The sequence below is a fragment of the Desulfovibrio biadhensis genome (assembly GCF_055388615.1).
The window spans coordinates 2,593,311-2,611,417 of the sequence record NZ_AP042477.1 but is presented as its reverse complement, the minus strand read 5'-3'; the positions used below and the strand labels follow the sequence as shown (position 1 = coordinate 2,611,417).

18 protein-coding genes are annotated in these 18,107 nt (G+C 52.6%); 5 read left to right on the top strand and 13 right to left on the bottom strand.

The genetic code is table 11. From position 1 onward, the window contains the following. Window positions 1-67: 67 nt before the first annotated feature. From ACZ5EH_RS11450 to ACZ5EH_RS11430, 5 genes are all read right to left on the bottom strand, one after another. Entirely contained in the window at window positions 68-1,738 is a 1,671-nt protein-coding gene (locus ACZ5EH_RS11450; RefSeq protein WP_464274013.1) for an ATP-binding SpoIIE family protein phosphatase, read from the bottom strand. Beyond that, window positions 1,735-2,103: a response regulator gene (locus ACZ5EH_RS11445; protein ID WP_464274012.1), complete on the bottom strand. Its 369-nt coding sequence runs from the start codon at window positions 2,101-2,103 to the stop codon at window positions 1,735-1,737. Before ACZ5EH_RS11445 ends, ACZ5EH_RS11450 begins: the two co-directional genes overlap by 4 nt. Further along, the gene (locus tag ACZ5EH_RS11440) at window positions 2,100-4,970 is read right to left on the bottom strand and encodes a PAS domain-containing sensor histidine kinase (protein ID WP_464274011.1); all 2,871 of its coding nucleotides are present in this window, start codon (window positions 4,968-4,970) and stop codon (window positions 2,100-2,102) included. Before ACZ5EH_RS11440 ends, ACZ5EH_RS11445 begins: the two co-directional genes overlap by 4 nt. Window positions 4,971-4,992: 22 nt before the next feature. Continuing rightward, window positions 4,993-5,292: a phage regulatory CII family protein gene (locus ACZ5EH_RS11435; protein WP_464274010.1), complete on the bottom strand. Its 300-nt coding sequence runs from the start codon at window positions 5,290-5,292 to the stop codon at window positions 4,993-4,995. Window positions 5,293-5,391: 99 nt separating this feature from the next. Beyond that, entirely contained in the window at window positions 5,392-7,032 is a 1,641-nt protein-coding gene (locus ACZ5EH_RS11430) for a PAS domain-containing protein (protein WP_464274009.1), read from the bottom strand. An 883-nt stretch (window positions 7,033-7,915) separates the two neighbouring features. Here ACZ5EH_RS11430 and ACZ5EH_RS11425 point away from each other — a divergent pair. Both ACZ5EH_RS11425 and ACZ5EH_RS11420 read left to right on the top strand, forming a co-directional pair. Continuing rightward, window positions 7,916-8,854, top strand: coding sequence for a universal stress protein (locus ACZ5EH_RS11425; RefSeq protein WP_464274008.1), 939 nt, complete (start codon window positions 7,916-7,918; stop codon window positions 8,852-8,854). 201 nt (window positions 8,855-9,055) lie between these two features. Continuing rightward, window positions 9,056-10,192, top strand: a complete 1,137-nt coding sequence (locus ACZ5EH_RS11420) for a glycosyltransferase (RefSeq protein WP_464274007.1) — start codon at window positions 9,056-9,058, stop codon at window positions 10,190-10,192. Here the strand turns inward: ACZ5EH_RS11420 and ACZ5EH_RS11415 are convergent. The 4 genes from ACZ5EH_RS11415 to ACZ5EH_RS11400 form a co-directional block, all read right to left on the bottom strand. Then, window positions 10,172-11,632 (bottom strand): hypothetical protein, encoded by a 1,461-nt coding sequence (locus tag ACZ5EH_RS11415; RefSeq protein ID WP_464274006.1) that lies wholly within the window; start codon window positions 11,630-11,632, stop codon window positions 10,172-10,174. The genes ACZ5EH_RS11420 and ACZ5EH_RS11415 overlap by 21 nt on opposite strands. After that, complete coding sequence (locus tag ACZ5EH_RS11410; RefSeq protein ID WP_464274005.1) at window positions 11,629-12,075, bottom strand: hypothetical protein; 447 nt, start codon at window positions 12,073-12,075, stop codon at window positions 11,629-11,631. The genes ACZ5EH_RS11415 and ACZ5EH_RS11410 overlap by 4 nt, the downstream gene beginning before the upstream one ends. Before the next feature lie 308 nt (window positions 12,076-12,383). Beyond that, on the bottom strand, window positions 12,384-12,944 hold the full coding sequence (locus tag ACZ5EH_RS11405; protein WP_464274004.1) for a class I SAM-dependent methyltransferase: 561 nt from the start codon (window positions 12,942-12,944) through the stop codon (window positions 12,384-12,386). A 96-nt stretch (window positions 12,945-13,040) separates the two neighbouring features. Beyond that, entirely contained in the window at window positions 13,041-13,676 is a 636-nt protein-coding gene (locus tag ACZ5EH_RS11400) for a TetR/AcrR family transcriptional regulator (RefSeq protein ID WP_464274003.1), read from the bottom strand. A gap of 215 nt (window positions 13,677-13,891) precedes the next feature. Here ACZ5EH_RS11400 and ACZ5EH_RS11395 point away from each other — a divergent pair, with 215 nt between their 5' ends. Then, a complete protein-coding gene (locus ACZ5EH_RS11395) occupies window positions 13,892-14,263 on the top strand; it encodes a hypothetical protein (RefSeq protein ID WP_464274002.1) in 372 nt (123 codons plus the stop codon). Between the two features lie 146 nt (window positions 14,264-14,409). Beyond that, a complete protein-coding gene (locus ACZ5EH_RS11390; protein WP_464274001.1) occupies window positions 14,410-14,790 on the top strand; it encodes a SpoIIAA family protein in 381 nt (126 codons plus the stop codon). A gap of 15 nt (window positions 14,791-14,805) precedes the next feature. Here ACZ5EH_RS11390 and ACZ5EH_RS11385 read toward each other — a convergent pair whose 3' ends face one another. Beyond that, window positions 14,806-15,666: a MipA/OmpV family protein gene (locus ACZ5EH_RS11385; protein WP_464274000.1), complete on the bottom strand. Its 861-nt coding sequence runs from the start codon at window positions 15,664-15,666 to the stop codon at window positions 14,806-14,808. Window positions 15,667-15,880: 214 nt separating this feature from the next. Here ACZ5EH_RS11385 and ACZ5EH_RS11380 point away from each other — a divergent pair, with 214 nt between their 5' ends. Next, window positions 15,881-16,219: a hypothetical protein gene (locus tag ACZ5EH_RS11380; RefSeq protein ID WP_464273999.1), complete on the top strand. Its 339-nt coding sequence runs from the start codon at window positions 15,881-15,883 to the stop codon at window positions 16,217-16,219. Between the two features lie 75 nt (window positions 16,220-16,294). Here the strand turns inward: ACZ5EH_RS11380 and ACZ5EH_RS11375 are convergent, their stop codons facing one another. From ACZ5EH_RS11375 to ACZ5EH_RS11365, 3 genes are read right to left on the bottom strand one after another with little or no spacing between them, the layout of a single operon-like run. Beyond that, complete coding sequence (locus tag ACZ5EH_RS11375; RefSeq protein WP_464273998.1) at window positions 16,295-16,870, bottom strand: flavin reductase family protein; 576 nt, start codon at window positions 16,868-16,870, stop codon at window positions 16,295-16,297. A gap of 34 nt (window positions 16,871-16,904) precedes the next feature. Then, window positions 16,905-17,471, bottom strand: coding sequence for a flavin reductase family protein (locus ACZ5EH_RS11370; RefSeq protein WP_464273997.1), 567 nt, complete (start codon window positions 17,469-17,471; stop codon window positions 16,905-16,907). A 19-nt stretch (window positions 17,472-17,490) separates the two neighbouring features. After that, complete coding sequence (locus ACZ5EH_RS11365) at window positions 17,491-18,003, bottom strand: nitroreductase family protein (protein ID WP_464273996.1); 513 nt, start codon at window positions 18,001-18,003, stop codon at window positions 17,491-17,493. Between the last annotated feature and the right edge of the window lie 104 nt (window positions 18,004-18,107).

The window sequence follows — 18,107 nt, the reverse complement described above, 5'->3', positions numbered from 1 at the left end:
CTGCCAACGCGCCTATACGCATGCCTCCTGCAGAGACTCTCCACCAACAGTTGTTACTGCGTTGCCGCTATTTTTCTTCTTCGTCGCAGAGCGCTTCGGAAAGCCCCCTGGCCAAAATGTCCATGGCGAGTTCGCAGCCCTCCAACACATTAATTTTGGCATAAGGGCCGCTTTGCCGCGGCAATCCCATCTGTTCTGCGTTGCGCAGCAAAACTTCCGAAACATTAAAAAGAACTATTCGCCGGACATATTCCTTTTCCGCATAGCCGAATAAAATCCCCCACCCCATGGAGCTCAACAGTCTGACTCGCTTGAAGTCAATATAGACCGCGATTTCCTTCTCCTCTCCGAGGGCTTCGAAAATCTCGGACAATCCGTTTGCAATGGTCACTTTCTGGGCGCCAAAACTGAGGTCGGTGACAAGAACATTGCCATCAGCAACGACATTGATATTGGCTGTTGCGTTTCTGGTCTCGACGTCCATTTTTCTCACTCCTTTAAACATTACAATGGTATTGCCCGACGCATTGAAAAAGACCAGATCAGTATTTTCCTTGATGATCCCCAGCCCACGCCCCCTGGAGCCCGTGCTTTCGCGCAATGACTCAAAACTTGGCGCAAAGCCTGCGCCCTGATCATTCACAATGGCCAAACAAAACCTGGGGGCGATAAGATAACGCACACGGGCCCGCTTTTCGTGCAGCAGACGATTGCCATGCTCCACTGCATTATTAAGCGCCTCCACCATGGCCAACAGCAGCAAGTCCCCCTCGGTTGCGGAAAAGCCGCCTAGTTTTTCCACATCCGCAGCAAATTTATTAAACACCGCCTGACGTTCTTCCGGCAGCGCCCCTATGTATGTTTCCCCGGTCCAGCTGAACCTCCGGCCGACACACCCTGCCTTGTCACACTTTTGAATCAGCACCAGGGTATAATCATCTTCCTGGAAGGCGCCCTGCTGAAAATCGTTCACAGCCAGAAGCACCGCTTCCGCCGCCGCCTTGAGCGTTGCCCTGGAATGGGAGATCAACACCTTTGCCAGACGCTCACGGCCAAAACACTCTCCATCCGAAGGGCGGGTGGCCTCTACAATGCCATCGGTAAACAGCACCAGCCGGTCCCCCTCTGCAAGTGGGTAGGTCTGTTGCGAAAAAACCGTTTCCGCCGCCAATCCCAAAGGCGGACCCGGCAATTCCAACTCCATGATTTTCCCCTTGCTGAAAAGCAAAGGGTAAGGCTGCCCTGCATTTGCAAGGCAACATCCTGAATCGCTGAAGACAGCATGTAATCCGGCAACGAAGACGCCCTGCAGATTGAGTGTCTTGATGTCCATATCCACCCGCCGCAAAAATGCTTTTGGCGATGCGGCCTGGCCTGCCGCGCCCTGGATAAAGCTTGCAATGCGCATGGAGAGCAAGGCCGCCGGCAAACCGTGGCCGCAAGCATCCGCCAGCAAAAAGGCAACCTGTCCATCACCCAGAGGGCGTGGAAAAAAGAAATCTCCGGAGATACTCGCCGGCGAGGTATTAACTATCGCGGCCTCATATCCGGCTTCAACCAACAGCGCTTCGGCAGAAGCAATGGGCGTGAGGAATCGTTCCTGAATGCGAGCGCCTGCAAAAAGATCTTCGGCGCGCTCCTTTTCCAACTGATACAGCCTGGCCAAATCCTTGGCATAAAGCATGGACTGCCTGTTCGCCAGGCTGCTGGAACGATCACCTTGATGCGGATCGCTCATTCCAGCTCCCGCTCAACACGCTGGATCAGTTCCAACGGGCTGAACGGCTTGGTAAAATAGCCATCCGCCCCCGCCTTGTAACCGGCTTCGATATCACTCTGCTGACTGTACGCGGTAAGCATGATCACCCGGCACTTCATGGTCTCAGGGTCCTGCTTTATGCGACGGGTGGCCTCCAGACCGTCTATGGTTCCGGGCATATGAATATCCATGAGAATCAGTTGCGGATGATACTCTTTTGCCAACTCGAGCGCTTCATCTGCATTTGCTGCTTCAAGAATCTTATAATCACCTATGGAAAGCGTAACACCGACCAATTCTCTGACTTCATCCTGATCTTCAACTATGAGAATTTTTTTGGTCATGCCTCGCTCCTTGCTGACGCCTGCGACGCTGTCTGAGTTTGCCCCACATGCTCAATCTGCTGCTGGTCAAAGGCACTTTTGGGCAGGCTGAAAGAAACGGTTGTCCCTTCTCCTTTTTTACTATTTATCCAGACTTCGCCTTTCTGCGCTTCCACAATATACCGTACAATACTCATGCCGAGTCCTGTTCCTTGAATTTTACCCCCCAATGTATTGGCACGGTAAAATTTATCGTAGATGCGCTCCAATTGATAATTGTCCATCCCCATCCCCTGATCCTGTATAGAAATCACAAGTCGCTTTCCCTGATTTTCGCAGGTGATGAGTATCTCACCACCTTCAGGAGAATACTTTACTGCATTGCTGAGAATATTTTCCAGCACCTGCTCAGTGCGACTTACATCCACCAATGCCAGGCTATCTTCATCAGGACACAATTCCGTTTTAAAAACATGTTCTTCACTGCGCTGCGAAAACACATCAACCCTGTTGCGGATAAGATCATTGAGGGGCACGACCGTTCTGTTGAATGAAAAGCCCTTGCCCGACTCAATGCGCGATATATCAAGAAGATCATTAACAATATCAGCCAACTGCATGGCCATGCGATTTGCCACCCCTGCGTAGCGCTGGATGGTGTCCATGTTCAGCCCTGTGCGTGTGGCTATCAGTTCGGTGTAGCCCTGGATGCTGGTCAGTGGAGTCCGCAATTCATGGGCGGCAGTAGAAATGAACTCTGTTTTCATGCGGTCTATGAGGCGTTCCCTGGTAACATCGCTCATGATGGTCACAACACCCTTCTGCATGCCCTGGCCATCCAGGATGGTCGAGGTATGCGCTCGTATCACCCGCTCTTCACCGTCCTCGTTGTAGACATCAAAGTCGAACTGATACTGCGTCCTGGTTTGCGCCACGCCGATACTGCGACAAAGCTTTTCCTGATAGCTGAAATCCTGAATCGCCAGCGAGACGCGACGTCCAACACTTTCGGCAAAGGTAATGCCAAGGATATCCTCGGCCTGGCTGTTCATAAGGACAATCTTGCTGTCGTTATCCGTAACAATCAGCCCTTCCCCTATGGAATTCAGGATGACATCCACCTTGTCTCTGGAATCCTTGACACGCATCAGCGCCCGCCGCAGCTCCCTGGTGCGTTCGGCGACACGCTCCTCGAGTTGCTGGTGGTGGCGCGCCAGCTCCATTTCGCCGGCGCGGCGCAAACTTATGTCCTCTATCATGGCGACAATATAGTCGTTTTCTTCGGCGCCCCCCCTTACAAACGAAAGACCGGCACGTGTTGGAAAACTGCTGCCATCTTTGCGCAAATTATCCTTTTCGATAAACAGCTGCCCCCCTCTGTTTTGCACGAGCTCAGAGAAAGCTGCTTTATAACGCTCCCTGTCGGAGTGCGCTGTCATATCAAAAGTGGTCAAGGGCTCTACTTCTTTCTGGGTATAGCCAAGCATATCCCTATAGACTTGATTTGCGGAGAGCATCCTGCCATCCTGCGCAAGGATACAGATGCCGACGGCAGCATTTTCAAACACGGCCCGAAAACGCCGTTCACTCAGACGCAATTCCGCTTCTGCCTGCTTTCTCTGCGTGATGTCCTGACTGAGCACCATTCCGGCGATGATGCCCCCCTTGTCGTCTTCTATGGGAAGGGTGCGGAGTTCAAAATCACGCCCCATAAAATTGAGCTCCTCCGTGCACTTTCTGCCTTCAAGCGCATTCCTGTAGCAGGGTTCCAACCGCCTGGCTTCTTCATGGGGGAGTATTTCGTAAATGTTTTTGTTTTTGAGACTTGCATCATCCAGCCCCAACTCCTCCAGGATGGCGCCATCCGACACAACATAATTAAGTTCATGGTCATACATATGCACGGCGCCGTTAGGAATGTTCTGGGTCAGCAGTCGATAGACCTGCTCACTTGCCGCAAGTTCTCTGCGGGTATTTCTTTCTTCCGTAACATCGCGCAGATGTTCAACAACCTTTGTTATCCTACCCCCCTGTTCAATGATAGGGCTGGCAGTAACTTCCAAAATCGTGCCAGTCTCCGGGCTCGTCCTTTCAAAGGTCAAAGGTTCCCCGCTTTCAAGAACATGCGGCAAGTGACAATCAGGGCACGGTATGCTCAACTCCCTGAATACTTGGTGGCATTTGGGTCCGGCCTGTCGCTCCTCCTCGCTCAGGTGCTCCAGCCCCCGCCAGTTCGACAGCAGAATATTGTAATTGCTATCTATGACGACGAGCAAATCCTGTATGGAGTTCATGGTGCTTTGCAACAACGCCTCGGAGTTCGCCAGTTCGCGCATTGTCCTGCGACTTTCGCTGATGTCCCGCATGCTGAGCAAAACTGCTGGCTGCTTGCTCCACTCCAGCGGGGTGCTTCGAACTTCCACAATACTCCGATCTCCAGAAATGAGATCCAGTTCACAGACATCGCCCCCCGCCACCATACCGAGATGGTATCCCTGCAGTTCCTCGGGTGATTTCCCCAGCATGTTGGCTGCGGTAGGGTTGGAAAAAAGAACGTTTCCATTTTCATCAATCACCACTATCCCCTCGGTATGCACCGTAACAATGCTCTCCAGCATCTCGCGACTGGCCTGCAAGGCCTTTTCCGCACTTTTGCGCCGCTCATACTCCTCTCGCAAAGTGATGTTCTGCAACTCCAGAGAGCGCTTTCGCATCACGCCCATCCATACCATCCAAAGCAGCAACAATACCCCCAGAGTCAGTACCGCGGTAATGACAAGAGCCGCCGTCAGCCCTGAAAATCCCGAGATACCCACCCCGGATACCAAGGCGGAGGTATTGAGCGTCAGGCCATTAAAGGCCTGCTCTTGGACCGGTAGAAAAGCCATGGCGCACCTGTTGGAGCGAGACTCAACCAGCGATGTGTAGAGAAGGTCTTCCACCAGGCGTCATTTTGAACTGTTCCGTATTGCCACCGGGCAAGAGCACACACCCCAGTTCCTGGGCCATCACTTCCAGAGGGCTGGTATCTCCGGTGATTTTGATAATTGCCAGCAACGTGTCCGCGCCAAGTTTTGCGCCGGAATCCCAAGGGTTGAGCTCGCGCATGAGTGTGGAGTAGGGCTTGCCCACAGCGCGGGCTATTTCCCTTGCATCCATGCGGCCTGAAATAACCATTGCCTGCACACACTGTGTAATCAACATGTTCATGCCTTCCTCCCTGGTTTTGTTTTTACATTCGCCACTACCAATCTGCTGTAAAACTATATATGCACAAGTACTGCGCCATTTTATAAATTCAGTTTCCCCCTAGAAACCACAATCTATATAATTCTGTACGTATAAAAATTTTTCCATGTTTTTAATTTTAAGCCTAGGAGCTTCAAGTTTTCTACGAGGGCTATCTAACTCTTCCTTTAAAAGCATATCTAGATAATCGTTATTCAAACAATTAAGATTTTCAATTTCGACAACATAGCCAACAAACTGCGATTTAGCATCATGAGTACACGACATTTTTATAATAGTACTTTTTACTGTCCTTACATAATTGTTTTTTATATTCGCAATTCTAAAACAATTTTTATATTCAGCTTCTCTTGCAACAAACTCCTTCCAGGAATACACAACGCCCTCTCTGTCTTTCCTGTGTATGCAGCGTATCCAGCCAAGGCCAAGCGCCTCATCCCGGGAAAGTCCTGTCAGTTGCTGCCAGGCTGCATTTACATAGGTGCACTCGCCGGAAGCATCCGCGATGAACAAGGCAATCGGTATATTATCTAGGACGGCATGCAGGTTACGCCGACGCGTTTCCAGCTCTTGAAGGAGCATTATTCGATCGGTAATATCCTCATCAGTACCGCTGACGGCAACGAGCCATCCTGCGGCGTCGCGTGACGCCACAGTCCGAGAACATATCCAACGGTACCCCCCGTTTTTGTGGCGTAACCTGTATTCGATTTTGAAGCGATCTTTACTGGGATCACGTACCAATTCCTCATGGGCCTGCATGACCTTGGCAACGTCATCCGGATGCACCCGAGTCACCCATTCAGAAATATCATCGACTATCTCATTGTCTGCATAGCCAAGGTTTTCTTTCCAGCGTCTGGAAATATACACCTTCCCGGTAACGCGGTCCCACTCCCAATACCCGTCGCCCCTGGCCGCCACAATCGCCTGCAGGTAATTACGCTGTTTTTCCATGGTGGAGGCAGCGTTACGCATGCGCGCAAGCTCTTGTTTGTAGGTATCTCTTTCCGCCCGCAAAGAGGTAGTGAGTGCTGCGAATTGATCGTCGAAATTGTCAAGACTGGAGAACACGGCAGTATTTCGGGTACTCATTTCACAGCAATTGCAGAAGCTGATGATTACCCGTTCCAACACCCCGGCGACACTTGAGACAGTATCGACAGCAGCACTGACAGGCTGCGGGCTGTTGTCTGGCCTGTATAGTTTAAAGGCGATTCCGCCGCAGGCTTTGCCCTGTAATGCCCTTTGCAGCCAGTCCCCGGCCTCCAATCTGCAATCGTCTGTCAAATATTCTAAAAACTGTTGACAAGAGGGAACTACAGCATCAGGCGCACACCCAAGGATAGCGTACAGCGATTGTGACCAGGAATGTTCCTTTGCTGTGACATCAAATATCCAGGTGCCCAAAAGGTATGGAGACTGAGGGGGAACCGCTGCAGAAAGTTCTTCATGCTTCGCTTTCTCAAAAGAATCTTCACTGTCATGCCTTTCTGCAACAAACAAAAAGAACTGCGCCGGGCTCACGCCAAGCTCCTTACTCAACGCATTGAGCAGGAGAAATGAAGGCGCGGAAAGTCCACGTTCCACACGCCCGTAGTGTTTTTCTGTGACCCCCACCCGCTCTGCCAACTCGTGCTGGGTCATGCCTCGCTTTTTCCTGTAATGTGCAAGGCGCTTTCCGAACATTCTGGCGAGCATTCGTCCTCCTTCGTCACCAGCTGTATCGCTTATCCCTCCTCGCCCAGTCTCCCCCCGGGCAGAGGGCATCCCCCTATGTATAGTCACCAATAGGTGATAGAATCACCTTTTGAAACAACTTAACATGCCCCCTTTCCGACCACGCTGATTGGCTTAATATTCAGTTTATCCCAACATAGTTTTTAAATTTCAGACATTATTGACAAAAAAAGTTTAGATTTTCTCTAGAGTATTGCCCTTCCCCTTGATGAAAAAATGTTTCAGACGCAACAAACAGGCAACCCACTTATTCTCTTAATTTTTATTCAAAATAGATTAAATCTGATAGCTGTTATTTGAACTGTCGATCAGAACGTTTTAGCACGTAATCAACCTACGTCCCTATTATTGTCTGGCAAGAACGTGTAAACGCCTCCTTTGAGGGCTGCATGATAAGTAGAAAGGCCTTACACTTGCTCCATTGTCGTTTATACCGCTATATATTCTCGTAGTGAGCAATAAAAATTTTATAGTAAAACAAATCCCGATCCATTCAAAAAAAATATGAGTCGGCGAATACGAACCAATAGTATTCATCAACTACCCAGCAAAACGCAAAAAAGCGTTTACAGCTTACCAGCTATTTTTAGGACTATACGAATCACTACCGTAATATCCGAAAAAATCAACCCATCTGAGGGGAATAATATCCCATGTCCACAACAACATAATCCATATTACTATCTATTCAACAATTTACACAAAATATTGTTTTTTATTTTTTGTGCGTACACCCCAATTTGTTGCTGCTCCTTCTCCCCCAAAGAAAACAGCGCTTCACATCTTCCTCCAGAATCTGCTATGATTCCAAGATATAATTTCATCGCAAATAAAGGAGTCACCCATGAACACAGTTTCACCTGAAGATAAGGGCGTTCAATCCGAACCCCCCGGGAACAAGCGTAAGCTCTTGATAACCATCAGCGAGCAGAAAGAGCATCTCCTGGGCCTGCAATTCGTTTCGCGTTTCTTACGAAAGCGCGATCTTCTGACTTTGGAGCTTTTTTACATGTTGCCGCTGCACAATGCCCCACAGTTGGGGTTGTATGGCACCCCGATGCACAAGAGCAAAATGGAGCCCTCCATTTACGAAATGCATCTCGAACGGGCGGCAGAAGCCATCAAGGAAGCACGGCAAAAACTGATCGGGTTCGGCTTTGCTGCAGATCAAATTGGCGAAAAATATGAACCACCCTCTCATAAAGACGACTGGAGCATCCTGGATGAAGTGAACAGGGGGCATTTCGACGCTGTGATAGTGGGCAATCGTGGCCGCAGCTGGCTGGAAAGCGCCCTGGGCGGGGATGTTGACCTTGGCGACGAACTGTTGCACGCATCCTGCGCAGCACCGTTATGGATATGCGCGAAACCTGTTGATAACGCAGCAAATGTTCTGCTTTGTCTCGATGGCTCAGACATGTCCTTCAGGATGACACAGCATGTGGGGCGCATGCTGCAAAATGAGCCCGCACACAACGTGACCCTGTTCCGCGTCAAACGCAGCAATCCGGCAAGCACCATGACGCCGGAGGAAATATTCGCGCAGGGCACCCAAATCCTTACGGAGACCGGTCTCTCCAACGACCGCATCAACTCATTGATAGTAGAAAACAGCGACGTGGTGCAGGCAATCATCGACGAAGCCGAAAAGAGCAACTATGCAGTCATAGCCGCAGGACGCAGCGGATCTGGCAAAGGCCTGCTGGAAAAGGTCTTCATGGGCTCCGTCACGGAAAAGATATTCAAAAAACTCAAGGAAAGGGCGCTCTGGGTGCAGTGCTGACCCCGCCTCCCCTGAAGAGAGACACATCATGCGGGCGTTGGCAGTAAGGATGCGCCGCCGGCGCCTGCATGAGATACGCTTTTTGTGTTGCCGCGCACACCAGACCGCGCGCTTGCGCTCGTTCCCTGCTCTTGCTATGCAAAACAACCATTCTGAATGCATTTTTTACAATATGACCAGTGACATGGAATTTCTATAAAAATGGATACGTGCATAACAACCGTCACATTCGAGCGCCCCATTTTCTTTTCCGTTGTGGTTCCCTGTTACAACGAAGAGAAGACCCTTGCGCCATGCATAGACAAGCTTCTTGAGATTCAGGATGATATGCTGTCTCTTGAAATCATCGTGGTGGACGATTGCTCTACGGACAAGAGTTTGCAGGTGGCGCGAGAGATCGCAGACAGGCACAAAGAAGTCATCGTCCTGCATCATGAAGTAAACAAAGGCAAAGGCGCTGCGCTGCGCACCGGTTTCACCCACGCGAAGGGCGAGTTCGTTGGCATTCAGGACGCCGACCTTGAATACAACCCCATGGAACTGCGTGAACTGCTGCAACCCCTCGTAGGAGGGCAGGCAGACGTTGTATACGGCTCGCGTTACCTCATCAGACACACGCGGCGAGTTCTGTATTTCTGGCACAGTATGATGAACCGCGGGCTGACATTCTTTTCTAACATATTCACCGACCTGGACCTGACGGACATGGAAACCTGCTACAAGCTTTTCCGTCGCGAGGTCATCCAGGCAGTCGATATACATGAAGACAGATTCGGCTTTGAGCCGGAGATCACGGCCAAGATTACGCAAATGGGGTGCCGCGTGTATGAAATGCCCATTTCATACTACGGGCGCACTTACGCAGAAGGGAAAAAGATCAACTGGAAGGATGGCGTCAGGGCGCTCTACTGCATCTTTCACTACAATGCCCACCAGTCGCCCCTGCCGTTGCAACTGCTGATCTACGCGCTCATCGGAGGCGTTGCCGCCGTATGCAACATCCTCAGCTTCATGATCCTGGAGCAGCTCACCGGCAGCATTGCAGGGGCAGCCATCACCGCCTACTTCCTGGCCGCCGCACTCAACTACCTACTGTGCATCGCCTTGTTATTCCGCCATCAGGCGCGCTGGAACACACCGGTGGAACTTCTTATCTACCTGCTGGTGGTCGCTCTCATCGGTGGGGTGGATGTCACCATCACCACACAACTGGCCCACGCCGGACTTCCGGCCTTCGTTGCCAAAGCGTTGGCATGCGCCATCGTCTTTCTGCTGAACTTTGCCGGCCGGAAATACCTGGTGTTTCCGGAAAGCAAATCATTTTTGGGCAGGCGCTGATCCGGCTTGCGGCGGGACATCCGCCCGCCAGACTGGAAGCGCCACCGACACCAGAGCCAGGAAGACAATGCTCGGCCATGCGTGCATCAGCAACCTGTTCAGCGAGGTGGACAAGTGCCACGTCAGCTCGCGAGGAGTGAGCACATAGACCGCGTAGTAGGCCAGAAACAGCGCTGCAATGCCCATCCAGCCCATAAGCAGCCCCCATCCCCAATCACGCGGTTTCCGCCAACGCGCCAGCAGCAGAAAAACCAACAGCAGCAGAGGGGCATATCCCCAACGCTGAAACAGGAACAGTTCCTTGGCAAAGGTTTGCAGCACCTCGCTGTGGCGGGCGAGGGTTGTCATTTTGTCCAGGATCTCATCCAGCGTTGTGGCCCTTGCCAGAGCATTTTCCGGCGCCCAGGCAAAACGAAAGTACAAGGTCGTCAGCACAAAGGGAGCGCACCCCACCAGAAACCGCCACAAACCTGTGATGATGGCGCGGGGTGATTGTCGGGTAAGGGCTCCGGCCATGACTATTACGCCCAGAATGACTATCCAGAAGACACTGCCCTCGTTTTTGGTCCAAACACCCAGACCGGCTGCCGCCCCTGCCATAAGCCACCCCCCGCAGCCTTTGCCCGCGGCGGCCAGCGCGATTACTGTTGCCAGCACGCACCCGGCCAGGGGGATGTCCGCGTATTGATAGGCGCCCAGGCGCAAGAAAAGCCAGGTGCCCAACAGCACGATGCCCGCCACAAGCCCGGCCTGTCGCCCCTTGAACTGGGAGACGCCGGAAAGCAGGAGCGTCAGCAGTGTGGCAGCCAGCAATACGCCGACCACAGCTGGCGTCATATAGTCGGGCCCTGGACCGTAGCTCCAGGTACGGGCTATGAGCCCGGGAACGAACAAGGGGTAGTCGCCATGGCCGCTGGTAAACAGTGAGGTGGCGAAGCATTCCGGCGCAGCCATAAGTTGTCTGGCGCGCATGTTCCATTGGCCGTAGGCATCCCACCCGCCACCTGGCAAAGCCTGAAACAGCAACACCTGCATATTTGCGGCGATCAAAAGAGTGGTGGTGAAGAGGCCCTCCAGAAGCCCTGTCATGCCGAACAAGCGAAATTTCCCCATGTCGGCGTCGGCATAGATACGCCACGTTGTCCCTGTAGACTTGGACAGTGTGCACGCCTCCAGGCGGGATTCCGGGGTCCTGCGTATTTTATTGGCGGCGATCAGCGCAATGAGCAGTGGCGCCTCCCAGATCAACGGGTGCCCGCCCATGCCCAATACGTGCCGCAACAGGAAGAAGAGCACTGACAGCCCGCCCCACCCAAGAAGCGAGCCCAGACTCAAGCGCAACAAGGCGCGCCCTGCTCTGACTTCCGGCCAGAGAAACCCGACGGCAAACCACCCGCATAACGGGCCCAAAAGCAGGGAGAGCGCTTCCCAGAGTGTCATGGCCTGTGCCGCCAGAGGCAAGCACGCTCGCCCTCGCCCCTTTTGCTGGGCGTCTCGTTCACCAGCAGCCATTCCTCACCGGCCACGGCAATGGGGATACCGCCTTCCACCAGATAAGCCAGTACAAGCTCGTGCCGTTTCCCCTCATTTGTGGCTCCGGGCAAGACCACGGCAGGCGCAAGCGCAAACTTGGCCACGGTCATGGCGGCCTCATATTGCACCCCTTCCAGGTCGCTAACGAAACCCAATGTATCACAAGGGCGAATGCCGACACCAATGGCGACACGAGACATTGCGTCCGCCATACTCACCAGTTCAAACCGGTCCACCCGCATCTCACCAAGTTCTGGGATGCGCAGGGCGTAGCAAAATAACGCGGCCAGCGGCAAAAGCACCAATACCAAATGTGCAAGCCATGTACGCAATGGTCTTCGTAAAGCCATTCCAGCCAGCTTCCTTTATGAAGGGCGCCACCTTCCACAATTACAGAGGTCTGGCCGGCCAGGCCTCAGGTCATGTAAAAAGCCATCGCCCCGTGACGTGTCGGCAGCGCGTCGATAGGTTCGCTTCTTTATCCACGATGCCGGGTGCACTGCATTGACGCTTTCCACAAACAGGCCGGACTATGTTGCAGCACACACGCCCTGTCAACCATGGAACGCCATGGCTTTTCTTGTATTTTCCGTGCTCTTCTGGCTGTAACAGGCAAGGATGGCAGGCGTATCCTACCATAATGGAGCGTGATTCGTTGCTACGCTACATTACCTATGAACAAAGCCAGATGCTGTGTGCGTGTGCGGCTGCGCTCAGAGAGCAAAAAACCCGCACGCGATGCAGCGGCTATGGTTTTTTCGAATTCTTCGCTGCTGACATGAAAGCGAGGTTCAGCAAGCAAAAACTTGCCGCCGGGTTTCAATGTGGCGGCCAGTCGCTGCAAAAAAGCCGGTGCGTCGGGTGTTTCATGAACCATGAACAACCCCAAGGCGACGTCAACCGTACCGGTGAGGTCTGCGTAAACGTCACACTGTTCACTGGCCAGGCGGCTTTCTATTCTTGAGGAGAGCCCTGCCTTGGCGGCCCTTTTTTGCAGCCCTTGCAACATGGCCTCCTGAATATCCACGGCAATGACGCGGCCAGAATCACCAACCAGCCTGGCCAGCGGCAGGGTGAAGTATCCCATGGCGCAACCAGGTTCCAAAACAGTCATCCCAGGCAACACCAATCCTTCCAGCATTGCATCAGGTCTGGCGATAAGTCTTCGCAAGGGACTCGCCAACAATCTTCCAATCCAGACAGGACAGACATGCGACATAGCACACTCCTTTTGTAAATACTTACTAAGTAAAATATGGCAATATTTCCATGAAACAAACTCTTCTTGCAGCGCCCCTTTACACCTCCCCGATTGTCAGGGGCGGGCCAATGCACCCTGTAAAAAACAATCGGTCAGTTGCTCGGCAAGTGCATGGGCATCCAAATCGAGCGACATCCCAAGATGCCCCAACTGCCTGTCAACGATGGCCATAAAAACCGTGTAATGAAAATACTTGGCCAAAAGCACGGGATTACCAGGGGCAAACACCCCCTGTTCCATCCGTGCTGCTATGTACTCCGCCAAAACAGCTTCCGAATGGCTAGTGCCCTCCCCCCCCTGCTGTTCTTTCTGGGAGGGCGCACCATGCGCCACCCCTTGCTGCTCCAACAATTGAAAAAGATGCAGGCGCGCTATCCTTGGGTCTTTTTCTGTATGCTCAAGCATATGCAAAGCCATAACTCTAAAGACCTCTCTGTCATCTCCCTTGGCCAAGGGCTCTTGCATATCGTTATGCAAAGGATGCCCATTATAGAGATGCCGCAACGCCTCCAAATAGAGAACCTTTTTATTGCTAAAATGCTGAAAAATAAGTGTTTCGCTGATACCTGCCCGGGTCGCTATTTCCCTTGTACGCGCCCCGCTGAACCCCTTTTCCGCAAACACATCCAAGGCGTGTTCGAGTATTTGCTCCTTACGGGCATCAGCCGTCATTCGCAGACCTACAGCCATGGCCACCTCCTAAGTGAGCACTTACTTAATTAACATTTTCAGGTCAAGCGCATTTTCCACCATATAATGGCACGAAAATCGCTAGGTATCTCTTGGTGTAAAACATTGGTTAATATTATTCTTACAAGCTTGCTTCCTATGGCATCTTCGTGCAAATAGGGACCAGTATTCCGGGGAATAGGTTTTGATGACTTATAGAGGGGAGTTTCGCAGCGATGATTATTGGCAAACTCATGACGGAAGCCGGCTTTGACAAATGGCTGACACCGCACAAGATTTCTGGCTACCAGCGCCCTTTTTCCATGGGCAAGATTTCACGGCTGGCCGTGATTCCCGTAAACGGCAAAACCATTACGTCGCTCAATGACAAGGTCTTGGCGCTTTCTTTCAATGATGCAGGCGACCTTCTCTACAACATGTTTTTTGACACCCTTGAGGAATTTCTCGAACTTCTGGAGGTCGAAATTACAGAACGTACCCGCCACGCAGCCAACCAATACACATCCGGCGTCCTTGGCTCCCTCAGAGGGATCCTCACTGGTATAACCTCACTGTTTCAACGCTGTCTGCACCCCATATTCCGATAGCCTCCCCTTATCGTCCGCCACCTTCACCTCGCCTCATATTTGTTGTAGCCTTTAGATAATCCCTTCGCGTTCACTTGTGCCCTTCAAGGTGCAGTCATTTCTGTTGCGTCTGAAACGCGGAAGGAATCCCGAATCAAGGAGGAGATATGTTCAAGATACTCGACGGGAGCGAAGGCGACGTTTTAGGTGTGGAGATCACCGGTGGATACACCAAGGCGGATGTGGAAGCCTTTAAGAAAGCCTTCAATGATACCCTTGGCGAGGGAATCGAACGCTGCAATATCCTGGTTAAAATCGATGAAATGGAGACTGGCGAGAGCGACTTGGGCGCTTTTTTTGAAGACGCCCGCTTTGCCCTGAAAAACATAGGCAAAATGCGACACATAGCCGTAGTTGGACAAAGCCCTATTATCAAAGCTCTGGTCGGAGCCGATGATTTTCTCTTTGGGGACAAAGAGAAGGAACTTGTCGAACGTTATTTTGACATCGAAGATCTGGAGCAAGCCTGGAAATTCGTGCGGAGCTGAGGCCCCATGCACTGGCTACCAGGAATAGATGACGCCTGAGCCCCAGACCCACTGGTTTGCAGAGCCGCGCTCCGTGACAACAGGGCTGTCTGCGGCCTGCCCCACAAGACGGCTGTACATGGCGCCGCCCCCTATGTGCCAGTTTTCGCTCAGGTGAAAGATGAGCCCGAAATAGCCGCGTACATCGCGCATGCCGTTACCAGGGTGGTAACTTTTCAGACCTGTGACGTTGGCGTCATCGCCGTCAACGCCAAAATAGGTTTCATTGAAGCCTTCGCTGGCCCAGGTGGTGGAAACGCCACCTGTTGCAGTGAGAAAGCGCACAATAGGGTACATGCCGTTTACACTGACCCCGGCTATCCAGCCGTTGTAAACGCCCCCTACGTCCCCTTCTGCATAGGCGCCAAAATCCACCCGCCTGAGCGGATTCTCTTCGTCAAAGATGGAGTAGTCCACAAAAGCGCCAAGTTCGACGGTATCATTGATGGTATCCATGCGGTTCACGATTCTGTCGTCCACATCATAGCGCCCGAAGCGGTACAGGGCCACGGGGCCTGCGCTCCAGTTCTCGTCATTAATGAGATTGACGCGCAACTCGTTGACAAGCAGCCGGACCCACATGTCCTCGTAAAAATAAATACGCGCGACCGGGGCTGCCCCAAAATAGTAATCTTTAGAGCCCATAAATTGCGGATAAAAGCCGACCCCGCCCCCCACTACATCTACGTGGGGCACCATCACATGAGGAAAAAAGACATCACTTGCGAGCGGCTTCCCTGGCCATGAAACTACGCCAAGCACTAAAAGCAAAAACAGTGCAGCCTGTCTCCCCAAAAAACTCAAAATGGCCATGCAATCGGCCTTGTAGCACGCCATCGCCCCTCCCTCTTCCTAATAACGACGGGTCATTTTCTGTACCGTTTTAATAGCCATATCAACAAAGTCTTGGCAACCCAAAACCCTATTCCAAGCGCCGCAAATCGGTTTCCCTTGCATCTTACGTTCATGCGGTCCATTGTAGGGGGGTATTCAGGGCGCGCTTCGCGTCCTGCCAAACTTTCAGGCAATCCATCTTGCCTGACGGAGCCCCATGGACGCCCCCCCATGTGTAGGGTGCGGTTGGTCGAGTCTGGCGGCTTGCCTTGCTGTGGTCACCATGGACGCCCCCCCATGTGTAGGGTGCGGTTGGTGCTGTCTTCGCGACCAGTGCGAGCTTTCCCACCGTCTACACGGTTATATGCCACGATGCCCTGAGCTTTTCTGGGATGACCTGCAAAAACGCTATCTCTGCCGCCTGGCGCTGCCAGACCAACCCGATGCGATGCGTCAGGCAGCCCAGGAAGAACTGTTTCTGGGGCAAGGATGTTGCGCCTGGCACAACCCCTGGCGCAACAACATCTGCAACCGGGACCACGAAAAAGGAAGATAACACTATAAGGGCGGGAAAAATGGAGAAAGCGCCCTCCTCCCTGACAGTATCCGTCAACAAGGAGGGCGATTAGAGTTATTTCTTGCGTATTGCGTCGCCAAGCGAAAACGCCTGGCCAATGGGGTCACCAATGCTGAAATAATGGCGTGACTCGGGACCATAGACCAAAAGCCCCACCTTCCCCATGTCGGGCTTGCCGGATTCGCCCAGGCAGTTCTCATCCACCTTCACATCCTTTATCTCGCCCACGAACTGCGTATGCAGCCCCAGTTCAAACGTATGGACCACAGCACACTCTATGACCATGGGGAACTCAGCCACATACGGGGCGTCCACAAATTCTGCTCGCTCCGCCGTGAGGCCGGCTTCCTTGAATTTGTCCACATCCCTGCCGGAGACCATGCCAAAATAGTCAGCCTGCTTGGCAAAAGCAGAGGTGGGTACGCTCACGGTATAGGCCTGCCGCGTGGAAATACAGTCATAGGAGTAGGTAGCCTTACGCAGGGAGACCGTCAGGCAGGCCGGTTTTGAGCAACAAATGCCCCCCCAGGCCACAGTCATCACATTGGGTTTACCGTCTGCATCATAGCTGCCGACGCACCAGACAGGGGTGGCGTAAGCCAAAGGCTTGGAGCCGAATGATCGCTTCATGCGTCTGTCCTTTCTCTTGCGGGTCGCATGCCTATCAACCCTTGTTTTTCATCTGTTTGCCCACATTCCAGCATGGGGCAACCTTATCCCCCAGCGACCAATAATGCACGCTTGAAAAGTCGAAGAGAAGCGGGTCAACCTTCTGTAAATCAATCTTACCGTCGTTGCAGGCTTCATCCGCAACCCAGGTCTCCACTATCTCGCCGACAAATATGTCATGATGGGGGAAATCAACTGTGCGTTCCAGCCTGCATGCCATGCAGACCGGAAAGCTTTCTATCAGAGGCGCATGTTGCAAGGCGCCATAAAACGCCTTGAACACGCTGCTTTTGTCAGTATTTTTGCCGGAGACGACGCCCACGTAATCAGTCTCCACAACATGGCTGGTAGACGGCAGACAAACACTGAATTCCCCCGTCTCCTTGATGCCCTGATTCGTGTAGTGCGCCTTGTTCACCCCTATGGAAATGTATTGCGGGGTGCCATGATTCATGATGCCCACATGAGCAATGGCCAGATAATTGGGCCGGCCATCCACATGAGCGCCCACAACCACAGTCAGCGATGGGTATAGCCCATTCACAGGTCCAAGATTACGCATTCGCCCCTCCTTGGGAAGATTACCAGGATTCCTGGTGGACGCGCTCCGCCTTAAAGCGGTTCTGATGCTTGAAATCCTGGGCAGGGTACCCCAGCGGCACAATAGCATGGGGGGCAATGCCCTCAGGAAGCCCTAAAATTTCCTTCACCTTGTCCATACGCTCCTGGATGGGGGCAACCCCCGTCCATACCGTGCCCAGCCCCAAACCGCGCGCAGCCAACAGCAGGTTCTGGATGGCAGCGGAACAATCCTGGACCCAGTAACCGGAGTATTTCTCAAGGGCCAATTCTGCACAAACAACGATGCCCACTGGCGCATGCTCCAGCATACCCACATAAGGGTGCGCCTGGGAGAGTTTTTTCCTGGTTTCCTGATCTCTAACCACCACAAAATGCCACGGCTGCGCATTCCCTGCGCTGGGCGCGGTCATGGCCGCCGCAAGTATCTTTTCCAGATCTTCCTGGCTCACCGGCTTGTCGGCGTCAAACTTCCGTATACTCCTTCGTGTGTGCATGGCCTCGAAAACATCCATATGCATTCTCTCCTGTTCAGGTTGCAGATTACGCTTTACACGGTCTTTCATTTCAACTACTGCCCCACAAATCAAGTACGCACTTTTATGACCTATAGTACCCA

What these genes read in the sequence shown, in the direction of transcription:
- ACZ5EH_RS11435 (WP_464274010.1), bottom strand. Translation starts at nt 5,292, where the DNA reads ATGAACATGTTGATTACACAGTGTGTGCAGGCAATGGTTATTTCAGGC.
- ACZ5EH_RS11375 (WP_464273998.1), bottom strand. Translation starts at nt 16,870, where the DNA reads ATGAAGCGATCATTCGGCTCCAAGCCTTTGGCTTACGCCACCCCTGTC.
- ACZ5EH_RS11405 (WP_464274004.1), bottom strand. Translation starts at nt 12,944, where the DNA reads ATGTCGCATGTCTGTCCTGTCTGGATTGGAAGATTGTTGGCGAGTCCC.
- ACZ5EH_RS11370 (WP_464273997.1), bottom strand. Translation starts at nt 17,471, where the DNA reads ATGCGTAATCTTGGACCTGTGAATGGGCTATACCCATCGCTGACTGTG.
- ACZ5EH_RS11420 (WP_464274007.1), top strand. Translation starts at nt 9,056, where the DNA reads ATGGATACGTGCATAACAACCGTCACATTCGAGCGCCCCATTTTCTTT.
- ACZ5EH_RS11395 (WP_464274002.1), top strand. Translation starts at nt 13,892, where the DNA reads ATGATTATTGGCAAACTCATGACGGAAGCCGGCTTTGACAAATGGCTG.
- ACZ5EH_RS11415 (WP_464274006.1), bottom strand. Translation starts at nt 11,632, where the DNA reads ATGACACTCTGGGAAGCGCTCTCCCTGCTTTTGGGCCCGTTATGCGGG.
- ACZ5EH_RS11400 (WP_464274003.1), bottom strand. Translation starts at nt 13,676, where the DNA reads ATGGCTGTAGGTCTGCGAATGACGGCTGATGCCCGTAAGGAGCAAATA.
- ACZ5EH_RS11365 (WP_464273996.1), bottom strand. Translation starts at nt 18,003, where the DNA reads ATGGATGTTTTCGAGGCCATGCACACACGAAGGAGTATACGGAAGTTT.
- ACZ5EH_RS11390 (WP_464274001.1), top strand. Translation starts at nt 14,410, where the DNA reads ATGTTCAAGATACTCGACGGGAGCGAAGGCGACGTTTTAGGTGTGGAG.
- ACZ5EH_RS11380 (WP_464273999.1), top strand. Translation starts at nt 15,881, where the DNA reads ATGGACGCCCCCCCATGTGTAGGGTGCGGTTGGTCGAGTCTGGCGGCT.
- ACZ5EH_RS11385 (WP_464274000.1), bottom strand. Translation starts at nt 15,666, where the DNA reads ATGGCGTGCTACAAGGCCGATTGCATGGCCATTTTGAGTTTTTTGGGG.
- ACZ5EH_RS11450 (WP_464274013.1), bottom strand. Translation starts at nt 1,738, where the DNA reads ATGAGCGATCCGCATCAAGGTGATCGTTCCAGCAGCCTGGCGAACAGG.
- ACZ5EH_RS11445 (WP_464274012.1), bottom strand. Translation starts at nt 2,103, where the DNA reads ATGACCAAAAAAATTCTCATAGTTGAAGATCAGGATGAAGTCAGAGAA.
- ACZ5EH_RS11430 (WP_464274009.1), bottom strand. Translation starts at nt 7,032, where the DNA reads ATGCTCGCCAGAATGTTCGGAAAGCGCCTTGCACATTACAGGAAAAAG.
- ACZ5EH_RS11410 (WP_464274005.1), bottom strand. Translation starts at nt 12,075, where the DNA reads ATGGCTTTACGAAGACCATTGCGTACATGGCTTGCACATTTGGTATTG.
- ACZ5EH_RS11440 (WP_464274011.1), bottom strand. Translation starts at nt 4,970, where the DNA reads ATGGCTTTTCTACCGGTCCAAGAGCAGGCCTTTAATGGCCTGACGCTC.
- ACZ5EH_RS11425 (WP_464274008.1), top strand. Translation starts at nt 7,916, where the DNA reads ATGAACACAGTTTCACCTGAAGATAAGGGCGTTCAATCCGAACCCCCC.